Genomic DNA, 16,774 nt, shown 5'->3' with positions numbered 1-16,774 from the left:
GCCGGTCTTGCCGGCCTTGAAGTTCGCATTAACCCTAAGGGGGATATTCATGGCAAAAACGCTGTTGCGATTAATGACCGAGCTTTCTTCGCGCAAATGGATCTCCCGGACTGTGGGAGCCTTCTCCAAAAGCCGGGGAAGTAAGGCATTTATCCCTTATTTTGTCCGGACCTACGACATCCCTGTTCAGGAGGCCGAGAAAGACTGGAAGGAATACCGTTCACTGAACGATTTCTTTACCCGCAAATTAAAGCCGGGCATGCGCCCGTTGGAACTTTCAGAGCATGCACTGATCAGCCCGGTAGATGCCAAGATTACGGCAGCCGGTCCAATATCTGCAGGGACACTCCTGAATGTTAAGGGACAAAATTATACACTTGCTGAATTATTAAACCATTCTCCCCATCTGGAGAAGTACAAGCACGGGTACGGGTTCGTCCTCTATCTCAGCCCTCGCGACTATCACCGCATTCATGCACCAGTCAGCGGCCGCAAAATAGAGAGCGAACATATCAAAGGCAAAGTTTATCCCGTGAATGACTTTGGCCTGACCCATATGAGATCCGTGCTTAGTCGAAACGAACGGCTCATTACGTATATCGCACACGATTACGGTGAAGTGGCGGTTGTCAAAGTAGGTGCGATGAACGTGAGTAGCATACAGTATGCTGATACGGACACAAGTACTTGGGCACAAGGCGATGATCTGGCCTATTTTGAATTCGGTTCCACCGTTGTTCTGCTAACGCAGAGTGGCACATTCGAACCAAACCCGGGCTTACAGCCAGGCGATTCGGTCAAAATGGGCGCATTGCTTGGTCGTTTGAAACCGAAGAACTAATGAGTCCATACGCAAATAAAGAGGATGGAGCAGCACCTGTAACCAGGTATTGCGCCATCCTCTTTATGCATTCATATTCATCCATGTATACATGCAATACGAAGCTTCGCTCCGTCGTTATTGGTCTGCTGAGTTCTCCTCAAAACCACACATCTTGCAAGTCCTCTGCCGGTTTGAAGCGACGCAGACGGTTCCGGAAAATATTGCATCCCTTCGTAGAGCATCCCCGGTTGCGGACCCGACGTTTTCCGTTCATCACAAGTTCCCCCTTTTGGTCATCTGGAATGCTAGATCATTACCCTTGCGTTCCAGACTTGAAACGGTTTCCTGTTATTCTCATCAGAATTTCAACGAATCTCGGACGGGCTTTTGCCGGTATACTGCTTGAACTGACGACTGAAGAAGAAAATATCCCGGTAGCCCAGAGCATCCGCCACTTCGGTCACATTCATGCCGGTATGCACCAGCAGATGTTCCGCCCGTTCAATACGCATGCGGATAATATAAGATTGCACCGATGATCCCACCAGTTCCTTGAACTTGATCGAGAAGTATCGGGGCGATAAGCCAGCCCGCGCAGCCAGATCTTCCACCCGATGCGTAATCCCCGGATGCTGACGCACATAATTGGCGACCTCCTGGATCACATCGGACAACTGGTTGCTTACCTTTTTCTCCACAGGTTCTTCCGTATCGGCGCGCAGCAAATGAATCATTAATTGCTTCAGAATCAATCGGCTCTCTTCATCACGTCCGTACACATCCGATAAGAACAGTCTTACATAACGTGCCAGCAAGTGCTCAAACTCCACCGTTTCCTGTACCTCGCGATAGGACTGGGGAACATCAGCAACAGGCACGTCCACATCAAAATGAATATACGTAAGTACCAGCGGTTTTTGCTTATTATGTGTTGCAGTAGGATGATCTCCTGGCCTGAACAAAAAACAACTACCCTTGCCAACTTCATATGACTGGTCATTCAGTACAAGCGTTCCTTCACCACTCCATACATAAAATAAATCATAGTTTTGCATCGGTTTTTCCCGTTTCTGCCACTTCCAGCCCGGTTCACAGACAATTTTGGCGACAGCGGGCAAAATAACAAATGATGACGGCGATGCCTGCAGCATGTCGCCACTCCCCCTTGATAGTTAATCTCTCTGCATATGGCATCATTCTGATCTGAATCTCACTTCTTCAATCCAGGCCATATGTATTTCAGTATCTTGCATGATTAAATACAACTTGCTCATATATGATCTCTGCTCCTACAGGAGCGAAATGTCTTATTCCATTATACAGCGGAATTCACCGAAACGAAAATGTGCACTTCTCCCAGGCTAGCCGCATTCGCCGGATTCCCTCTGTCATCTCTTCTTTCTCCAGATGTGCAAAAGCAAAACAGGCCGCCGGATGACCTGAAGTCAGCCGATATCGCTCTGCACTACGGAACAGTATGCCATCCTCCTCAGCAAGCTTTTTAAACCGCTGATAACTGTCCACATCGCCATTCCAGGTAGCGTAGATATGCAGTCCTGCATCACCAAGCTGCATTGTGAATGCCTCCGGCAACTGTCGCTGCATCTCTCGGACAAAAAAATCATGCCGTTCCCCGTATAATCGGGTTAACCGCCGTAAGTGCCTCAGGTAACCCCCTCTGGTCATAAATTTTGCCAGTGCACGCTGCTCTAACAGCGCCGGAGGTACCGGTTCATACAACGCCTTGGCGGCAAGGAGAGGTTCTACCAGACCAGGTGGCAGTACGGCATAGCCAAGTCGGAACGAAGCAACCATCGTTTGTGAGAATGAACCGACATAGATGACGCGCTGTTCACGATCAAGCACTTTGAGGGGTTCAATCGGCCTTCCACCCCATCGGAATTCACTGTCATAATCATCTTCAATGATGACTGCATTCCGCTTTGAGGCCCACGCAAGCAAGGCACGTCTTCTATCCAATCCCAATACGGCCCCTGTTGGAAACTGCCGGGTAGGGGTGACAAATAACGTCTGTGCCTCCCAAGGCAGAGGAATAATGCCTGCGGCATCCACCTCTGCCGGGATGATATGCCCACCACAGGACTTGACGGCATGGGCGATGCCCGGATAACCCGGATTCTCCAATACAACTGCTGTATTCTCCGTAATCAGCAATTGAGATAACAAGGTGATGCCTTGCATTGAACCACTGAACAATACAATCTGAGATGGTTCAGCCTGGATACCACGTGTCCATCTGAGATGGGAGGCGATGGCCTCACGCAGTTCCGGATCACCGGCTGCACCGCTCGATTCTCGCCAACCACTACGATGAACCGCTGCGAGTGCACTCTTCCACTCCCCTAACGGGAAATGTTCTGCAGGCATGCGCTGCATTTGAAAATTAATGACGGATGGCTTCGGTGAAAACATCTGAGTCCGCAGGACTTCATGTTGCGTATTCAACATCTGTACTCGTTCGCCCCAGGCAGACAGCTTGAGAACGGCTTCCTGTTTCTCATTTTCCTGATTGGATAATGTTTCGGTGACAAATGTACCTCTTCCCCGATGTGCATGGACATAACCATCCGCAAGCAGCATGTCGTATACCTGAGCTACCGAACCACGTGACATCTCATATTGCTTTGCCAACTCACGGGTGGAAGGAAGCCGCGTGCCTCCCACCAATGTGCCTGCATGAATGGCATCACGTAACGCATGGTACAGTGCCTCATACTTGTATCGATGCTGAAGTTCATAGGTATCCATCGGCAGCCACAATTCCATCATGCACCTCTCTTCATTTGTCTTCATTATGTGATCCCCGACTAATTGGCCTACTAAAGTGAATGTAAATTGGATCTATTTCATTGTCAATGTATGAATTATTGTTATCCATAAGATATGGCGTTCTATTATACATTTCAATAATGGGGGAATACACATGAGACGGAAAGAATTCACAGTAGATGAAGAACAGGAAATTACCGCATTTCTGGATCAGTGCTCCTTCGGGTTTCTGGGGACGGTCAGTCCGGACGGACAACCACGGGTTACACCGCTGAATTTCGTATATATGGACGGTTGCTTTTATTTTCACGGCAGTCTGGCTGGTGAGAAGATGAAACAGATCAAGCAGGATTCGTCGGTCAGTTTCACGGTAGCTGAAGAGTTCTCCCTGATTCCATCTTATTTCAGTGATCCTGAGCTGGCTTGTCCGGCGACTTCTTTCTTCAAAAGTGTTATGGCCTTTGGTCAGGCTGAACCGGTTAAAGATCTGGACATCAAAGGTAAGGTACTGCAACGATTCATGGAGAAACTCCAGCCGCAAGGCGGATATGTACCCATTGACGCTACTGACTCGCGTTACACAGGAAACCTCAAAGCTGTAGCCGTAGTGCGAATTAGTCCTGAACGGATCAGCGCCAAGTTTAAATTTGGACAAAACCTCTCGAGTGAACGATTCGATCATATCAGTGGTGAACTGGAACAGCGCAATGAAGGAAGAGATGCCGAAACTGCTGAAATGATGCGGAAATACTGTCCATTTCATCAGCAATAAGTTTCATTTCTTGAGGATTACTCCAAGGTCGAATACAACGATAACCCACCCCAAAACCCTCTGCAACAACGCGGTAAAGTGATATAACTGTCATATTGCGTAATTTCCGTGACGGGGGCATGTCAAGGTGATATAATGTTAGGCAGTTGAATCACAAAGACTTGGAAGGATGAAAAGAATGAATCCACTGGCTGAACAGTTGAACGAAAGTATTCAGACAGGCAGCAGTCACGTCTACTCCATGCTGTCACAGCTTGGCAAAGAAATTTATTTTCCTAAAGAGGGGATTTTGAGTCAATCTGCTGAAGCAGCAAGCTTGGCCAAGACCCATAATGCCACGATTGGTATCGCCCTGGAGGGTGGTGTGCCGATGCATCTTCAGGTTATTCAGGAGAAGCTGTCTGCATTCCAACCAAAGGATCTGTATCCTTACGCTCCACCTGCAGGCAAACCTGAATTGCGGACCGTTTGGAGAGACAAGATGCTGAAGGAAACGCCTTCTCTAGAAGGAAAAACGTTTGGCAATCCGATTGTAACCAATGCATTAACCCATGGACTTAGTATCGTAGCCGACCTGTTCGCCGATGAAGGGGACGCTGTCATATATCCAGATAAAAACTGGGAAAATTACGAGCTGACCTTCGGAATTCGTCGTCATGGCCAGTTGGTTCATTATCCCCTGTTCGATGATCAGTTGAACTTCAACAGTGATGGTCTGCTTCGGGCTTTGCTTGATCAAAAGGACAAAGGTAAAGCGATCGTTCTGCTCAACTTCCCGAATAACCCTACAGGTTATACGCCTGGAGCCGAAGAAGCAGATGCAATTGTGAACACGATTCGTCAGGCAGCTGAAGCCGGCGTTAACGTGGTTGCTGTAACAGATGATGCGTACTTTGGACTGTTCTTCGAAGATTCCATTCATGAATCCCTGTTTGGCAAACTTGCCAACATACATCCACGTGTGTTGACTGTAAAAGTGGATGGTGCAACCAAGGAGGAGTTTGTATGGGGCTTCCGCGTTGGATTCATTACGTATGCCCATGAAGATGCAGCCGTTCTGCATGCATTGGAACAAAAAACACTTGGTATTATCCGGGCAACGATCTCCAGTGGCCCGCATCCTTCCCAGACTTTTGTACTGGATGCGCTCAAAGCACCGGAGTTTGAAGCACAGAAACAGGAGAAGTTCGAGATTATGAAAGGCCGCGCCAACAAGGTAAAAGCCATTCTCGATAGCGGCAAGTATGGAGATGCATGGGACTATTATCCGTTCAACTCCGGTTACTTCATGTGCCTGAAGCTGAAAGAAGTTGGCGCTGAAGAACTTCGAAGCCATTTGCTGCACCAATATGGTGTGGGTACAATTGCGCTGGGTGTATCGGATCTGCGAATCGCCTTCTCCTGTATTGAAGAATCCGGATTGGAAGATCTGTATGAAACCATCTATCGTGGAGTTCAGGATCTGCGGACGACTTAGTTAACACAGACCTGTACCCTGAATGATATAAGAACCCTTTGTATAACGGCGACGCTTCATGTCACTAAACATACGAAGGGTTCTTTTGTGTTTTATCTGCCCAAAAGCTTTAATTTCTGGCTTTACCGGGCATCGGCCCAATCAGCCTACCCCCACGGCACATAATATACGATGTACGCAAGGGCGTGCCAAACAACCACTTGAAAGGGGAATGACCATGTCTGGAGTTGAAGATACAAGAGGCGGTTATGGATGCGGCGGTTACGGAGGATTTACTAACACAGGTGCCATTCTCGTTCTGTTCATCTTGCTCGTAATTATCACTAAATCGTTCCTCTGTTAGTACCAATACACACTTGCGCAAGAACCAAGTGATCTGATTGCATGATTCCATTACAGCACAAAGAAGGGTATACCGGGATACAGCCCGGCATACCCTTCTTTTGTTATCTTTTGTACCTCTCACTGATGAACCCAATGTAATAATCCGAGTTGGTCAGGTGTCCGATCGTTTACTCGTCCTCTTCTTCCTTCAACCACTTGTTACCTTGCGAACGCCGCATGATCACAATCACCAGTATACCCAAAATAAGTGCTACTCCTGTGACAGTCAGTCCGCTTGCTCCGGCAGCCAGCATAGGCAACCACATGAGTAATGCAACCAGTGCATGTAGATGGAATATGAATCCCAACACCTGAGAACGACGACTCTCACCCGAGATTGGATAGATCATAATCCAGAACGATTCACTATGACTGCGACGCAGTGCACCAAGCTGTACACCTGCAAGCAACAGGAAGAACAGATACACCCCGACACCAAAGTAGCTGCCTGCTGTCCACCAGGATAGTAACACGCCCAGTACAACTAGGCGTAACACGATTGAGAACACTTCGGTTCGAACAAACGTTTTGGTGATCAAGTAACGGTAAGCTTTCCCTGCATTCCAGGGAAGACCACTCCCCAATTTGCTAAGCCAGCGACGCGAACTTACTTTCTGTCCGGATGAAGGTACATCCACAAACCAGCCAAGCGTCCGCATAACCCTGCCAGCCTGACCCTGCTCTACCTGAATCAGTCGTTCCCACGCTACACGATGTTTCACCGGTATACGCAGGGCGACGATGTAGACAACAGCCAGCAACAGCAGGAACCAGACGCTGCGCTGCGGTGGTTGCCATAACCAGGCGCCAACCGCCAGCACTGCCAGAGCCCATCGCAAGAGACGATATCCTCTTGCTGCCCCAACCTGAACCATTCTTAGCTCTTGCCATGCTCCATAACTGGACAACCCTTTCCACAGCAGCAGGAATACGATGAACCAGCCAAATGGCCGTGCATTCAGATCTGCTCTGACATAGAGCGGCCACAGTGTAACAAACACAAGCAGCAAGCCCAGAGTTTTATAGATGATGCCCCGGGCAAAGCTGTTCTTCAAATATTCCTGCATCCGGTATTCCTGTGGTCGCAGGAACACAATATCTGCCGGAAGCAGATATGTACGATAACTGCTAAACAGCACTAGCGGTGCCAGCAGCAGCAATGCAATCCAGCGAATCGGAAATTCCGCGGGAATGTTCTGGACAAATGATGTATACCAGGCGGAGAACGCAATGACGAGAAATAAAAAGACCATAGCTACACCGCTCTGGATCACATAACCCAGATAAGGAAGAATTCCGTTCCAGAATCCTGTGCGTCTTTGCTTCCATAGCAGCTTGAGATCCATGCTCAATCCCTGCCTTGTACGAGGGAATAGAACATGTGCTCCAGCGTGGCATCCGATTCCCCGAATTGGGAGCGCAGTTCATTCAGCGTCCCTTGAGCAATAACCTGCCCACGGTGCAGAACGATAAAACGGTCACAGTAATTTTCAATCGTGGACAGAATGTGTGAACTGAGTAGAATGGATGATCCCGAAGCTTTCATCTCAAGCATAAAATCAAGCAAGGAGCGGATTCCCAGCGGGTCCAACCCCAGGAAAGGCTCATCAATGATGTACAGTGGTGGTCCTGCCACAAAAGCACACATGATCATGACCTTTTGCCTCATCCCCTTAGACAGGTGAGTCGACAGACTTGTACTTTTCTCATTCATACGGAACAGTTCCAGCAGTTTCTCCGTACGTTGTTTGAAATCAGCCTCCGACACATTGTACGCTCTTGCCGTAAACTCCAGGTGCTCCATCACCGTCATCTCATCATACAGTTCGGGTGATTCCGGTACAAATGCCATAGCCGATTGGTAGATCTGCGCATCCTCGTCCCGTTTCTTGCCCATCACTCGCACTTCGCCCTGTTGAGGTGTCATCAAGCCGAGGATGTGTTTCATGGTTGTGCTTTTGCCAGCACCGTTTAAGCCGATTAGTCCGACCATCTCTCCACGTCCAACTTCCAGATCGATGCCGTGAAGGACTGGCCGTTTGGCACTATAACCTCCGCTTAACCCGCTAATTTGCAGAACAGGCGATTGAACGTTTTCCATCTATCCCTGCACCCCTTTCGTCAGATTCTATTCTTCGGAGCGTGGCGTTTTATCTTTACTCCACTTGGGTGCTCCTTTGTTTTTACGATCCTGGTCGCGCTCCGTGCGGCCTGTATTACCCGTTGGTTTGTTACCTGCTGGACGCGAATTGGAGATTGTAGCTCGGGTTCCCCCATTTCGATTGCCCTGACCTGGTTTGCGATCTCTGGATTGCCCTGGTTTTCTGGAGAACGAATGTCCCTCAGGCCGCGTGTCCGGACGCGGGTCAGCCTCCAGTACTTTACCGCCAAAGAGTACACGTTCTGACAGTTCGATTCCGAGTTCGCGTGCGAATTTACGCATAATAAAGATCTGTGTTTCATCCACAATGGACAAAACGATACCCGAACGTCCCATCCGGCCTGTACGACCTGCACGGTGAACATAGTGCTCCGAGTCAAAGGCAGGGTCATAGTTAATGACCATTGGCAAGCCTTCGATATCCAGTCCTCTGGCAGCGACTTCGCTGGCAATCAGCAACTGAAGTTTGCCATTACGGAAGGCAGACAATACGTTACTGCGGGTCACTTTGTCAGCATCCCCATACAGCGCAGCAGCGGACAAGCCCAGATGATTCATTTTTGCTTCAACTTCACCAATATCTTCGGTTGCATTCACAAATACGATTGCCCGATCCGGATTGTACTGTCTAACCAGACGACGCAGCATGTCAATTTTGTTGCGGTTTTCTTCTACAAAATAATAATGCTCAAGGCCCGCAGCCGTAGCTCGATCCGGTTCAATTCCGATCTGAACAGGCTCTTTCATCTCACGCTTGGCGAGTCCAGCTGTATGCTCATCAATGGTTGCTGACAGGAAGATCAGCTGACGGTCCCGCAATGCGCTCTTGAGTACAAAGTTCACGTCACTTACGCCGCCAAGTTGGAACACTTGGTCCGCTTCATCGATAACAATGGTGGAAACGTTGTGCATTTTCAGTTTTTTGAGTGTAATCAATTCCTTCAGTCGTCCCGGTGTACCCACAACCAATTGTGGATGCTCACGCAGCTTCTCGATCTGACGTTTAGCCGCTGCGCCACCAATTAGACCCAATACGCCGATCTTACGTTCTTCCGCATAACGCTGCGCTTCACGTACAATTTGCATCGCCAGCTCTTGCGTAGGTGCAATAATGAGTTTCTGCGTACCTTTGATATCCATTTTGATGGATTGTAACAGTGGCAGCAGATATGCCAGCGTTTTTCCTGTTCCCGTTTGGGATTTGGATACGACATCACGGCCTTCCAAAATAACCGGGATCGTCTGAGCCTGTACAGGTGAAGGTTCGTTAATGCCATGTTTCGCCAAAACGGCCTCCAGATCCTGTTCCACGCCAATTGAAGCAAATGTTTGATTCGTCATGTATGTCCATCCTTTTAATTTATTCATTTTGATGTTATATAAGTTCCACTAATGAGTTATTACACTGACACTACGAGGACAGAACAACCTTCCGATCACTGTTATCCCCAGATTTCTTTGATTCCTTTTTTCCAAAAGGAAAAATCCGGGGATAAAGGTGCACGCTTCACTTCTTCAGGTTATTTCTGTCCTCTCCGTTATTGTGTAAAAAGTTTAGTTGAACATATAAGTTGCTTGTATAAAACCGAAGCCTGTCATCACATTACCTTTCATTATATGCGAAAAAAGCCCGTGTACCAAATCTTATTCCAGAATTGTATATATACACGCCAAAAAAAAGAAAAGCCCCTCGGCGGAGCCTTTCTTTCATTCCGTATGATGCCTCGTATCACATTTACTTCTGATTCATTACACCGTGCGACAATCGATCTGCAAGACGAGGAAATAGTTGGTACAGCCATATGCCAGCAGAAGCCAGTCTTGGCAGATTCACTTCTTCCTTGCGTTTTTTCATCGCCCGAATCATATGACCCGCAACGTCTTCCGGTTTCAACATCATCCAGCGTACATTATTCACATAATTGCCAGACGGGTCAGCCCGATGGAAAAATGGTGTATCAATTGGACCTGGATTAATCGTTGTGACCATCACGCCAGTCTTGCGAAGCTCTTGACGCAGCGCATTACTAAATCCGAGTACAGCATGTTTCGTAGCTGTATAAGAAGCGGATTTGGCTGTACCGATTTTGCCAGCCATGGAGGCCACGTTCACAATCTGACCTTTGCCACGTTCCAGCATTTGTGGAAGCACTGCTTTGGTGCAGCGGACAATGCCCATGTAATTAACGTCCATCATCTCATCGAATTCCTGTACAGACATCTCTGTCATCGCTGCGAATTTCCCGTATCCTGCGTTGTTCAGCAAAATGTCGATTCGTCCGTATTTATGCAATATCGCATCCACTGCTGCCTGAACCTGCTCACTATCCGTAACATCAAGTGTGAGTAATTCATGCTGCCCTTTCAGCGAGGCACCAATCTCTTCCAGCCTGTCCCGTGAACGGGCAGCCAGAATTGGGATGGCTCCTTCTTCTATCAGCATCTGCGCACACAGCGCACCGATACCACTCGATGCACCTGTGATAAACACTACCTGATCTTTCAGCATCCGTGATGTCCTCCCGTATTGAACACATATTGCCTTTTGAGGCGTATGGTTCTATTCTACGAGATCATGACCTGAATATCCATCTCACCAATGCCGTCCATCAGCAAAGGAATGCTCAGTGCTTTCGTTGCACTAAATGTAGTCAGATGTTCGGACTTCATTACTTGTGGAGGTGTAATATCGACAACAACACCCTGGTTTGACAAGATAGTGCTGGCATTACCACTGATCATATTACCCAGTTCCGAAATCGCACTTTTGCTCATTTCATCCATTTCTGTAATGACAAAACCACCCATCATCGCAGATACAATTTTCAATGCAACTTGTTCATTGATTCCAAATACAATGTTTCCGCTAAGTTGTCCGGTCATTCCGATCACGATCCAGACATGGTCTGCAATGTACTCTACATTTTTCACGCCAAGACTCCCGGTGGAAGGCGAAACCTGGATGAGCTGTTCAAATACGTTCCGTGCCGATTCCAGGAAAGGATTAATCACTTCCGCTTTCACTGTCTATGTCCCCCTCGCACTGGGTTATTGGTCACACACCAAAAGTCCCATATTCATTAAATTTATTATACTTTATCACGTACAAGAATTCATTAAGAATTCGTTAAACCATGTGTACTATAATTTATCGTCATCCGTGGGGCAAATGTTTATAGCTGATTCTAGCGAATAAACAGAGCTTTTTACTTCTTTTGAAGAAAGCTTTTCGTTCATTGTGCGTGGCAAAAGGGATTTAGGACTTTATTACTGTTTTCTCACAACTGTTAAAAAAATCAAATTCTTGTATTCGCGTTTTTTTCACAGTCTCTTGAACTACTTTTGATCCTGAGAATTACCTTCATTGCTCTGCTGTCCTGAATCACCTATAATTTAAGATAACGGAACAATAACCAGTTACGGGATTACATCGCACCAAACACTACATAATCAAGTTATTTTGCCTGCAAGGAGGTCACCTATGAACATAAGCCAACTGGAGACACTAATTACCATTTCCAAAACAATGAGCTTTCGCAAAGCAGGAGAACTTCTGAACCTGACCCAGCCTGCCGTCTCAGCCCAGATCAAAAGTCTGGAGGACGAATTCAGCACCGTTCTTGTGGATCGGAACCAACCCGTTACCCTGACAGACCGTGGACAGGTATTCCTGGAGCACGCTGAACGGATGCTCGACATCGTTGATGAGTTGAAACAAAAATTGTCCGATCTCGATGAAACGCCTCAGGGACGTATCGTATTAGGCACAACAACTTCCATTGCGATTCAGATCTTGCCAAGGGTGTTATCCTATTTCCAAGATCAATTCCCGCTGATCAAAACCAGTATCCAATCCCTTCCTTCATCACAGATCTATACTCAGGTCGAAAATGGTCTGGTTGATATTGGTATCGGTTATCTCACGGAGCGTAATCCCAACCTGAATACATCTGTGCTGTACTATGACACATTTGAACTCGTGGTATCTCCTTCCCATCCGCTGGCGAAGAAAAAACATGCTGCAGTCGATGTGCTCCGGAGTACACCATTGATTCTGCTGTCCCCTGATACAGTAGGCCGACGGTTTACGGAAACGATCTTCAAGAAACATAATATTGAACCTAATATTGTAATGGAGTTGTCGAGCAGCGAAGAAGTGAAACGGATGGTCGAGATTGATCTCGGGGCAGCTGTCATTTCCAAACAATCTGTTGCGCATGAGTTGCGTCAAGGTACATTGCGAATGATACCCTTAAGTGAGCTGGAGGTCAGTCACCCTGTTGGTGTCATCTATAAGTCCAGTCGATACCTTAACTCAGCAATGCAGCAATTCATAAGTGACCTCAAAGGTATGCCGGAAACCCAATTCATCAGTTCAGAATGACAATGAGCCATGAGAAAGGAAGGATTCCATATGAAATTTGATCTTCATACACATCATTTTCGTTGTGGTCACGCAGACGGCAACATCCGAGATTATATAGAGGCAGGTATTAAGGCAGGACTTCAGGCCATCGGTATCTCGGATCATACGCCATACTTTGGCAGTGAGCTTGAGCAGGCATTTCCCCGGATCGCAATGGGCAAGTCGGAATTGCAGCATTATGTGGAAGAAGTCCTTGCTTTGAAAGAAGAGTACGCTGGTAAAATCGATGTACTGCTCGGCATTGAATCCGACTACTTCCCTGCTTATGCGGAATTGTACCGTACCACGCTGGGACAGTATCCTTTTGACTATATTATTGGTTCAGTTCATCATACCGAGGATGTGAGTATCTTCAACAAAACCCGGTGGAAAGGACTGAGCGATGCTCGCAAAGTTGAAGTGAAAGAGAGTTATTATTCATTAATCCGGGAATCGGCGCGCAGCGGTATGTTCCAGATTCTTGGACACATTGATGCGATGAAAGGAAACTATCCCCCTTTCTCCGAAATTATCGCTGATCAGGCCATTGATGAAACGTTGCAGGTCATTGCAGAATCCAACGTAGCGATTGAAATTAACACATCTGGCAAAACCAAGATCAGTGGTGGCTGGTATCCCTCAGATGCCATTCTGGAACGGGCCCATCATTACGGAGTAAAGGTGACTTTCGGATCGGACGCTCATAAACCGCAGCGGGTTGCAGACGAGCTGGATGACGTTCGTACACGTCTCAAGGAGATCGGATTCACCGACTGGGTATACTTCAAGCAGAAACAGATGCAGGTTGTATCACTGTAAAAAATATAGGACCACATAGAAACCCCCACAGCGCGCTTGTTCACGCCGTGGGGGCCTTTTTATTGCCCTATATAAGGAAATATAATTATATTTTACACGATAACGGAGAGGACAGAAATAACGTGAAGAAGCGAAGCGGTCGCCTTTATCCCCGGATTTACCCTTTTCAAAAGGGAATCAAAAAATCTGGGGATAACAGCGATCGAAGGGTTATTCTGTCATCGGAGTGACTGTGTAAAAATTCAAAAAAAATGAACCCGCTCGCGCGGGTCCCAACAGCATTATCTATTATCAAAAAGGGGGTCATGAGATAAGTTTACCCCCTGTCTGTTAGAGTTCAATTGCAGCTATATTTCAATTGTGTAACAAATGATTGAAGTTAAATTCATTCACGTTTGGCTACTCTTACTCTATGTCATTGCGGCTTGTCAGATACCAGGGTTTGCAGGTCTTTTTCCTGAAGAGGGCGGGCGTATTGTTCCCGGTACATACTGTACACTTTAACATCCATCAGGGATTCTGATCCCTCGTCATCCTCATCATGCAGTCCGAAGGAGGGAAGACTCCGCTCATAGGACATCCCTATTTTGCTTAGCACCCGTTGTGAAGATACATTGGCCTCATAACAACGTGCTTCCACCCTCCCCAGATGAAGATCGTCAAATCCAAACTGCAGCAGCCGCTGTACCGCCTCGGTAGCCACACCCCTGCCCCAACAGGACCTGTTCAGGATGTAACCAATCTGTGCAGTACCATTCTGATCATTCCAGTGCTGGAATGAGGTGATCCCAATCACCTGTTCCTTGCCTTTCCAGCAGATCCCATAATGTAACGAATCCAGCTTGGCGCTGCTGCTCCGTATCTGGTTCAATAACCGTCTCGCCCTGATTGGCGTGGGCTGGCTTCCCCTATTCACATATCTTATGACTTGAGGATCGGAGAAGAGTTCCGATAATGTGCTGTAATCACTTTGACGTAATGATCGCAGGACAAGACGCTCTGTCCACAAAGCCGGCAGACCTTGAACCAGCATTTTTCGGGTAAGCATGACAATCGCTCCTTTTGCCTAAACGGGCTCTAGTCCGGTAAGACAAGCATGCTCTGAAGATGATCCGGCGTAATACCATTTGAACTGATCCACGAACTTTAGTATTCGCATTTTAGTATTAATATATTGCATCATTCAATTTCTCACGCTAAAGGGTCCAGATGCTGACTACTCCTGCAGCCCACGATAGATACCCGTACGAATCTCACGAATATAGAAATCCAATGCAGGAACATTCGCCGACTGTGCAACTTGTACTTCTCGCTCAATATCATAAGGCACCCGCACGAATTGAACATTGAACGGGGTATTGTTATCGTTGCTGTCTTCACCCTCCAGAATACAGTAGGAAGCTTGGGGAAGATCGAGTGGATTACCAACACTGCCTGCATTAAACAGTAACTTGCCGTTTATATACTGCAAGTATGCGTTATGCACATCCCCATAACCTACAACATCTGCAACACCTTGCTCAGGCTCATCAGCCGGAGGATCAAACATTGCCAACCTCTTTTCCATCGCGTCCCACGGCTGTACACGATGGTATACACTTTGAGGTGAAGCATGGACCAGACGGATGGTGCGACCACTCATTTGAAATTGGTGACTGAAGGGTAGGCCCGCCAAGTACGCCAATCGTTCCTCACCCAACCGTTCTGCTTGCCACGTAAAGTTCTCGTTGTCTTGGTTAACCGCAACCAGTTCATCCCAATTGCCACGGATAACAAGTTCGCACGTTGCTCTCACCTGATCCACAACCTGTACTGGTTCTGGCCCCTTGCCCACGAGGTCACCAAGACAAAAGATTCGCTCCACGCCACGACTTCGGATATCTCCTAACACTGCTTCCCAGGCAGTCATGTTGCCATGAATGTCGGATACAATCGCAATTCGTTCCATCTGGATAACCTCCATTCATGTTAAATCCTTTATGTTTTACATTCATCTTATATTCTTTTATGTGGTTAATCCTTTAAGCTCAAACACCGTTAATTCTGGTCTGCACAGAAAACGAATGGGCAGTTGAGTCATGCCAAAACCACGATTCACATACACAGGCATCTGTGTCTGGGTGGTGTAATATACCCCCTGAACATCCGTGTAATACAACCCTTGAACATACTTGTGTGAACCTCGCGGAGTTGTCAGTGCCCCGATCCAGGGGAAACGTACCTGTCCACCATGACTATGACCAGAAAGTTGTAATCCGAAACCATAGGGAGTGGCAATATCGGCATAATCCGGTTCATGCATTAGTAACAATTTCCACACATCTTGATCCAATCCCTTGATGGCTTGGGCAGGATCAGGCCTGCCTGTAAGTGCGTCATCCAGACCAGCTATGGCCAGACGTTCGCCCCCTTGTTCAATCACCACATGTTCGTTCCGTAACAAAGTGAATCCAGCTTCACGGAACATGGTTGTCACTTCATTCTGCTGTCCGCCCCGATAATCATGATTCCCCAAAACAGCAAATTTGCCATACTTGGCTTGCATGGAGGCGAATATCGGAATACATTCACGCATCGGCTCTGCTTCCCTCTCGACGATGTCTCCGGTAAAACAAATCAAGTCTGGTTGCTGCTGCTCCATCGTTGCTGCCAGCTTCTTCATCTCTTTCACCCCAGTATGAAAACCAAGATGAGCATCACTGAACTGAACTACACGCAAACCTTCAAATGCCTTTGGAAACTTCGGAAGTTTCAGTTCCACTTGCTTGATTTCCAGACGACGCGGCTCCCAAAGCCAGGCATAACCTCCTGTGAGCAAACTGGCACCTGCTGTCATCAAAACCATACGCAATAAGAAACTTCGGCGAGAGGGATCATGATCCTTTTCTTCTCCAGGAAACACAGACTCTTCTGCACCTGGTGCTTTGTGCGAGCGCTGGGACGGCGAGTTGTTGCTGCCCTGACGCGGTGTCTCTGCCATATCTCCCCCTCCTTCTACGCTCTTAATCCATCCCCTTAGTATACCATATTCTGCATGGATAGCCCGGTTCCTCTGCTTCATCACAAAAAGAAGCCGGGATCTCCGGCATGTTGCTGCACGGGATCACGACTTCTTCTAAGTTGCAGATTACACTTCTGCACAT

General features: G+C 47.5%; 16 protein-coding genes. 6 read left to right on the top strand and 10 right to left on the bottom strand.

Annotated features, from left to right (window positions below; genetic code table 11):
• Positions 1 to 49 precede the first annotated feature (49 nt).
• Positions 50 to 841: an archaetidylserine decarboxylase gene (asd, locus tag ACE04G_RS22420; RefSeq protein ID WP_047841263.1), complete on the top strand. Its 792-nt coding sequence runs from the start codon at positions 50 to 52 to the stop codon at positions 839 to 841.
• 347 nt (positions 842 to 1,188) lie between these two features.
• Here the strand turns inward: asd and ACE04G_RS22415 are convergent, their stop codons facing one another.
• Both ACE04G_RS22415 and pdxR read right to left on the bottom strand, forming a co-directional pair.
• Positions 1,189 to 1,974 carry an AraC family transcriptional regulator gene (locus tag ACE04G_RS22415; RefSeq protein WP_036605807.1) on the bottom strand — a complete coding sequence of 262 codons (786 nt, stop codon included), beginning with the start codon at positions 1,972 to 1,974 and terminating at the stop codon, positions 1,189 to 1,191.
• 178 nt (positions 1,975 to 2,152) lie between these two features.
• Complete coding sequence (gene pdxR, locus ACE04G_RS22410) at positions 2,153 to 3,610, bottom strand: MocR-like pyridoxine biosynthesis transcription factor PdxR (protein ID WP_449004108.1); 1,458 nt, start codon at positions 3,608 to 3,610, stop codon at positions 2,153 to 2,155.
• A 157-nt stretch (positions 3,611 to 3,767) separates the two neighbouring features.
• Here pdxR and ACE04G_RS22405 point away from each other — a divergent pair, with 157 nt between their 5' ends.
• The 3 genes from ACE04G_RS22405 to ACE04G_RS22395 all read left to right on the top strand — a co-directional run bounded on the left by ACE04G_RS22405 (position 3,768) and on the right by ACE04G_RS22395 (position 6,205).
• Entirely contained in the window at positions 3,768 to 4,385 is a 618-nt protein-coding gene (locus tag ACE04G_RS22405; RefSeq protein ID WP_221820993.1) for a pyridoxamine 5'-phosphate oxidase family protein, read from the top strand.
• Positions 4,386 to 4,563: 178 nt separating this feature from the next.
• The gene (locus ACE04G_RS22400) at positions 4,564 to 5,862 is read left to right on the top strand and encodes an aminotransferase class I/II-fold pyridoxal phosphate-dependent enzyme (protein ID WP_449004109.1); all 1,299 of its coding nucleotides are present in this window, start codon (positions 4,564 to 4,566) and stop codon (positions 5,860 to 5,862) included.
• 217 nt (positions 5,863 to 6,079) lie between these two features.
• Positions 6,080 to 6,205 (top strand): YjcZ family sporulation protein, encoded by a 126-nt coding sequence (locus tag ACE04G_RS22395; RefSeq protein ID WP_206759599.1) that lies wholly within the window; start codon positions 6,080 to 6,082, stop codon positions 6,203 to 6,205.
• A gap of 169 nt (positions 6,206 to 6,374) precedes the next feature.
• On the opposite strand, the gene ACE04G_RS22390 is transcribed toward ACE04G_RS22395, so the two are convergent.
• The 5 genes from ACE04G_RS22390 to ACE04G_RS22370 all read right to left on the bottom strand — a co-directional run bounded on the left by ACE04G_RS22390 (position 6,375) and on the right by ACE04G_RS22370 (position 11,431).
• Positions 6,375 to 7,592 carry an ABC transporter permease gene (locus ACE04G_RS22390; RefSeq protein WP_449004101.1) on the bottom strand — a complete coding sequence of 406 codons (1,218 nt, stop codon included), beginning with the start codon at positions 7,590 to 7,592 and terminating at the stop codon, positions 6,375 to 6,377.
• A 2-nt stretch (positions 7,593 to 7,594) separates the two neighbouring features.
• Positions 7,595 to 8,347, bottom strand: a complete 753-nt coding sequence (locus tag ACE04G_RS22385; RefSeq protein ID WP_036605802.1) for an ABC transporter ATP-binding protein — start codon at positions 8,345 to 8,347, stop codon at positions 7,595 to 7,597.
• Positions 8,348 to 8,374: 27 nt separating this feature from the next.
• Complete coding sequence (locus tag ACE04G_RS22380; RefSeq protein ID WP_076211121.1) at positions 8,375 to 9,748, bottom strand: DEAD/DEAH box helicase; 1,374 nt, start codon at positions 9,746 to 9,748, stop codon at positions 8,375 to 8,377.
• Between the two features lie 394 nt (positions 9,749 to 10,142).
• Positions 10,143 to 10,916, bottom strand: a complete 774-nt coding sequence (locus ACE04G_RS22375) for an SDR family NAD(P)-dependent oxidoreductase (RefSeq protein WP_449004102.1) — start codon at positions 10,914 to 10,916, stop codon at positions 10,143 to 10,145.
• A gap of 56 nt (positions 10,917 to 10,972) precedes the next feature.
• Complete coding sequence (locus tag ACE04G_RS22370) at positions 10,973 to 11,431, bottom strand: chemotaxis protein CheX (protein WP_036605799.1); 459 nt, start codon at positions 11,429 to 11,431, stop codon at positions 10,973 to 10,975.
• A gap of 457 nt (positions 11,432 to 11,888) precedes the next feature.
• Between ACE04G_RS22370 and ACE04G_RS22365 the strand changes: the two genes are divergently transcribed.
• Positions 11,889 to 12,791 carry a LysR family transcriptional regulator gene (locus ACE04G_RS22365; RefSeq protein ID WP_036605798.1) on the top strand — a complete coding sequence of 301 codons (903 nt, stop codon included), beginning with the start codon at positions 11,889 to 11,891 and terminating at the stop codon, positions 12,789 to 12,791.
• A gap of 30 nt (positions 12,792 to 12,821) precedes the next feature.
• Positions 12,822 to 13,631 carry a histidinol-phosphatase gene (locus ACE04G_RS22360; protein WP_449004103.1) on the top strand — a complete coding sequence of 270 codons (810 nt, stop codon included), beginning with the start codon at positions 12,822 to 12,824 and terminating at the stop codon, positions 13,629 to 13,631.
• A gap of 415 nt (positions 13,632 to 14,046) precedes the next feature.
• Here the strand turns inward: ACE04G_RS22360 and ACE04G_RS22355 are convergent, their stop codons facing one another.
• The 3 genes from ACE04G_RS22355 to ACE04G_RS22345 all read right to left on the bottom strand — a co-directional run bounded on the left by ACE04G_RS22355 (position 14,047) and on the right by ACE04G_RS22345 (position 16,611).
• Positions 14,047 to 14,679, bottom strand: a complete 633-nt coding sequence (locus ACE04G_RS22355; protein ID WP_449004104.1) for a GNAT family N-acetyltransferase — start codon at positions 14,677 to 14,679, stop codon at positions 14,047 to 14,049.
• A 168-nt stretch (positions 14,680 to 14,847) separates the two neighbouring features.
• Positions 14,848 to 15,579, bottom strand: a complete 732-nt coding sequence (locus ACE04G_RS22350; protein WP_449004105.1) for a metallophosphoesterase family protein — start codon at positions 15,577 to 15,579, stop codon at positions 14,848 to 14,850.
• A gap of 57 nt (positions 15,580 to 15,636) precedes the next feature.
• On the bottom strand, positions 15,637 to 16,611 hold the full coding sequence (locus ACE04G_RS22345) for a metallophosphoesterase (protein ID WP_449004106.1): 975 nt from the start codon (positions 16,609 to 16,611) through the stop codon (positions 15,637 to 15,639).
• Positions 16,612 to 16,774 lie beyond the last annotated feature (163 nt).

The sequence above is a fragment of the Paenibacillus sp. AGC31 genome (genome assembly GCF_057334655.1).
This window is presented reverse-complemented; position numbering and strand designations above follow the sequence as displayed.

Coding starts and splice junctions, on each gene's coding strand:
- ACE04G_RS22390 (WP_449004101.1), bottom strand. CDS start 7,592: ATGGATCTCAAGCTGCTATGGAAGCAAAGACGCACAGGATTCTGGAAC.
- ACE04G_RS22400 (WP_449004109.1), top strand. CDS start 4,564: ATGAATCCACTGGCTGAACAGTTGAACGAAAGTATTCAGACAGGCAGC.
- pdxR (WP_449004108.1), bottom strand. CDS start 3,610: ATGGAATTGTGGCTGCCGATGGATACCTATGAACTTCAGCATCGATAC.
- ACE04G_RS22365 (WP_036605798.1), top strand. CDS start 11,889: ATGAACATAAGCCAACTGGAGACACTAATTACCATTTCCAAAACAATG.
- ACE04G_RS22360 (WP_449004103.1), top strand. CDS start 12,822: ATGAAATTTGATCTTCATACACATCATTTTCGTTGTGGTCACGCAGAC.
- ACE04G_RS22355 (WP_449004104.1), bottom strand. CDS start 14,679: ATGCTTACCCGAAAAATGCTGGTTCAAGGTCTGCCGGCTTTGTGGACA.
- ACE04G_RS22345 (WP_449004106.1), bottom strand. CDS start 16,611: ATGGCAGAGACACCGCGTCAGGGCAGCAACAACTCGCCGTCCCAGCGC.
- ACE04G_RS22415 (WP_036605807.1), bottom strand. CDS start 1,974: ATGCTGCAGGCATCGCCGTCATCATTTGTTATTTTGCCCGCTGTCGCC.
- ACE04G_RS22395 (WP_206759599.1), top strand. CDS start 6,080: ATGTCTGGAGTTGAAGATACAAGAGGCGGTTATGGATGCGGCGGTTAC.
- ACE04G_RS22385 (WP_036605802.1), bottom strand. CDS start 8,347: ATGGAAAACGTTCAATCGCCTGTTCTGCAAATTAGCGGGTTAAGCGGA.
- ACE04G_RS22350 (WP_449004105.1), bottom strand. CDS start 15,579: ATGGAACGAATTGCGATTGTATCCGACATTCATGGCAACATGACTGCC.
- asd (WP_047841263.1), top strand. CDS start 50: ATGGCAAAAACGCTGTTGCGATTAATGACCGAGCTTTCTTCGCGCAAA.
- ACE04G_RS22405 (WP_221820993.1), top strand. CDS start 3,768: ATGAGACGGAAAGAATTCACAGTAGATGAAGAACAGGAAATTACCGCA.
- ACE04G_RS22380 (WP_076211121.1), bottom strand. CDS start 9,748: ATGACGAATCAAACATTTGCTTCAATTGGCGTGGAACAGGATCTGGAG.
- ACE04G_RS22375 (WP_449004102.1), bottom strand. CDS start 10,916: ATGCTGAAAGATCAGGTAGTGTTTATCACAGGTGCATCGAGTGGTATC.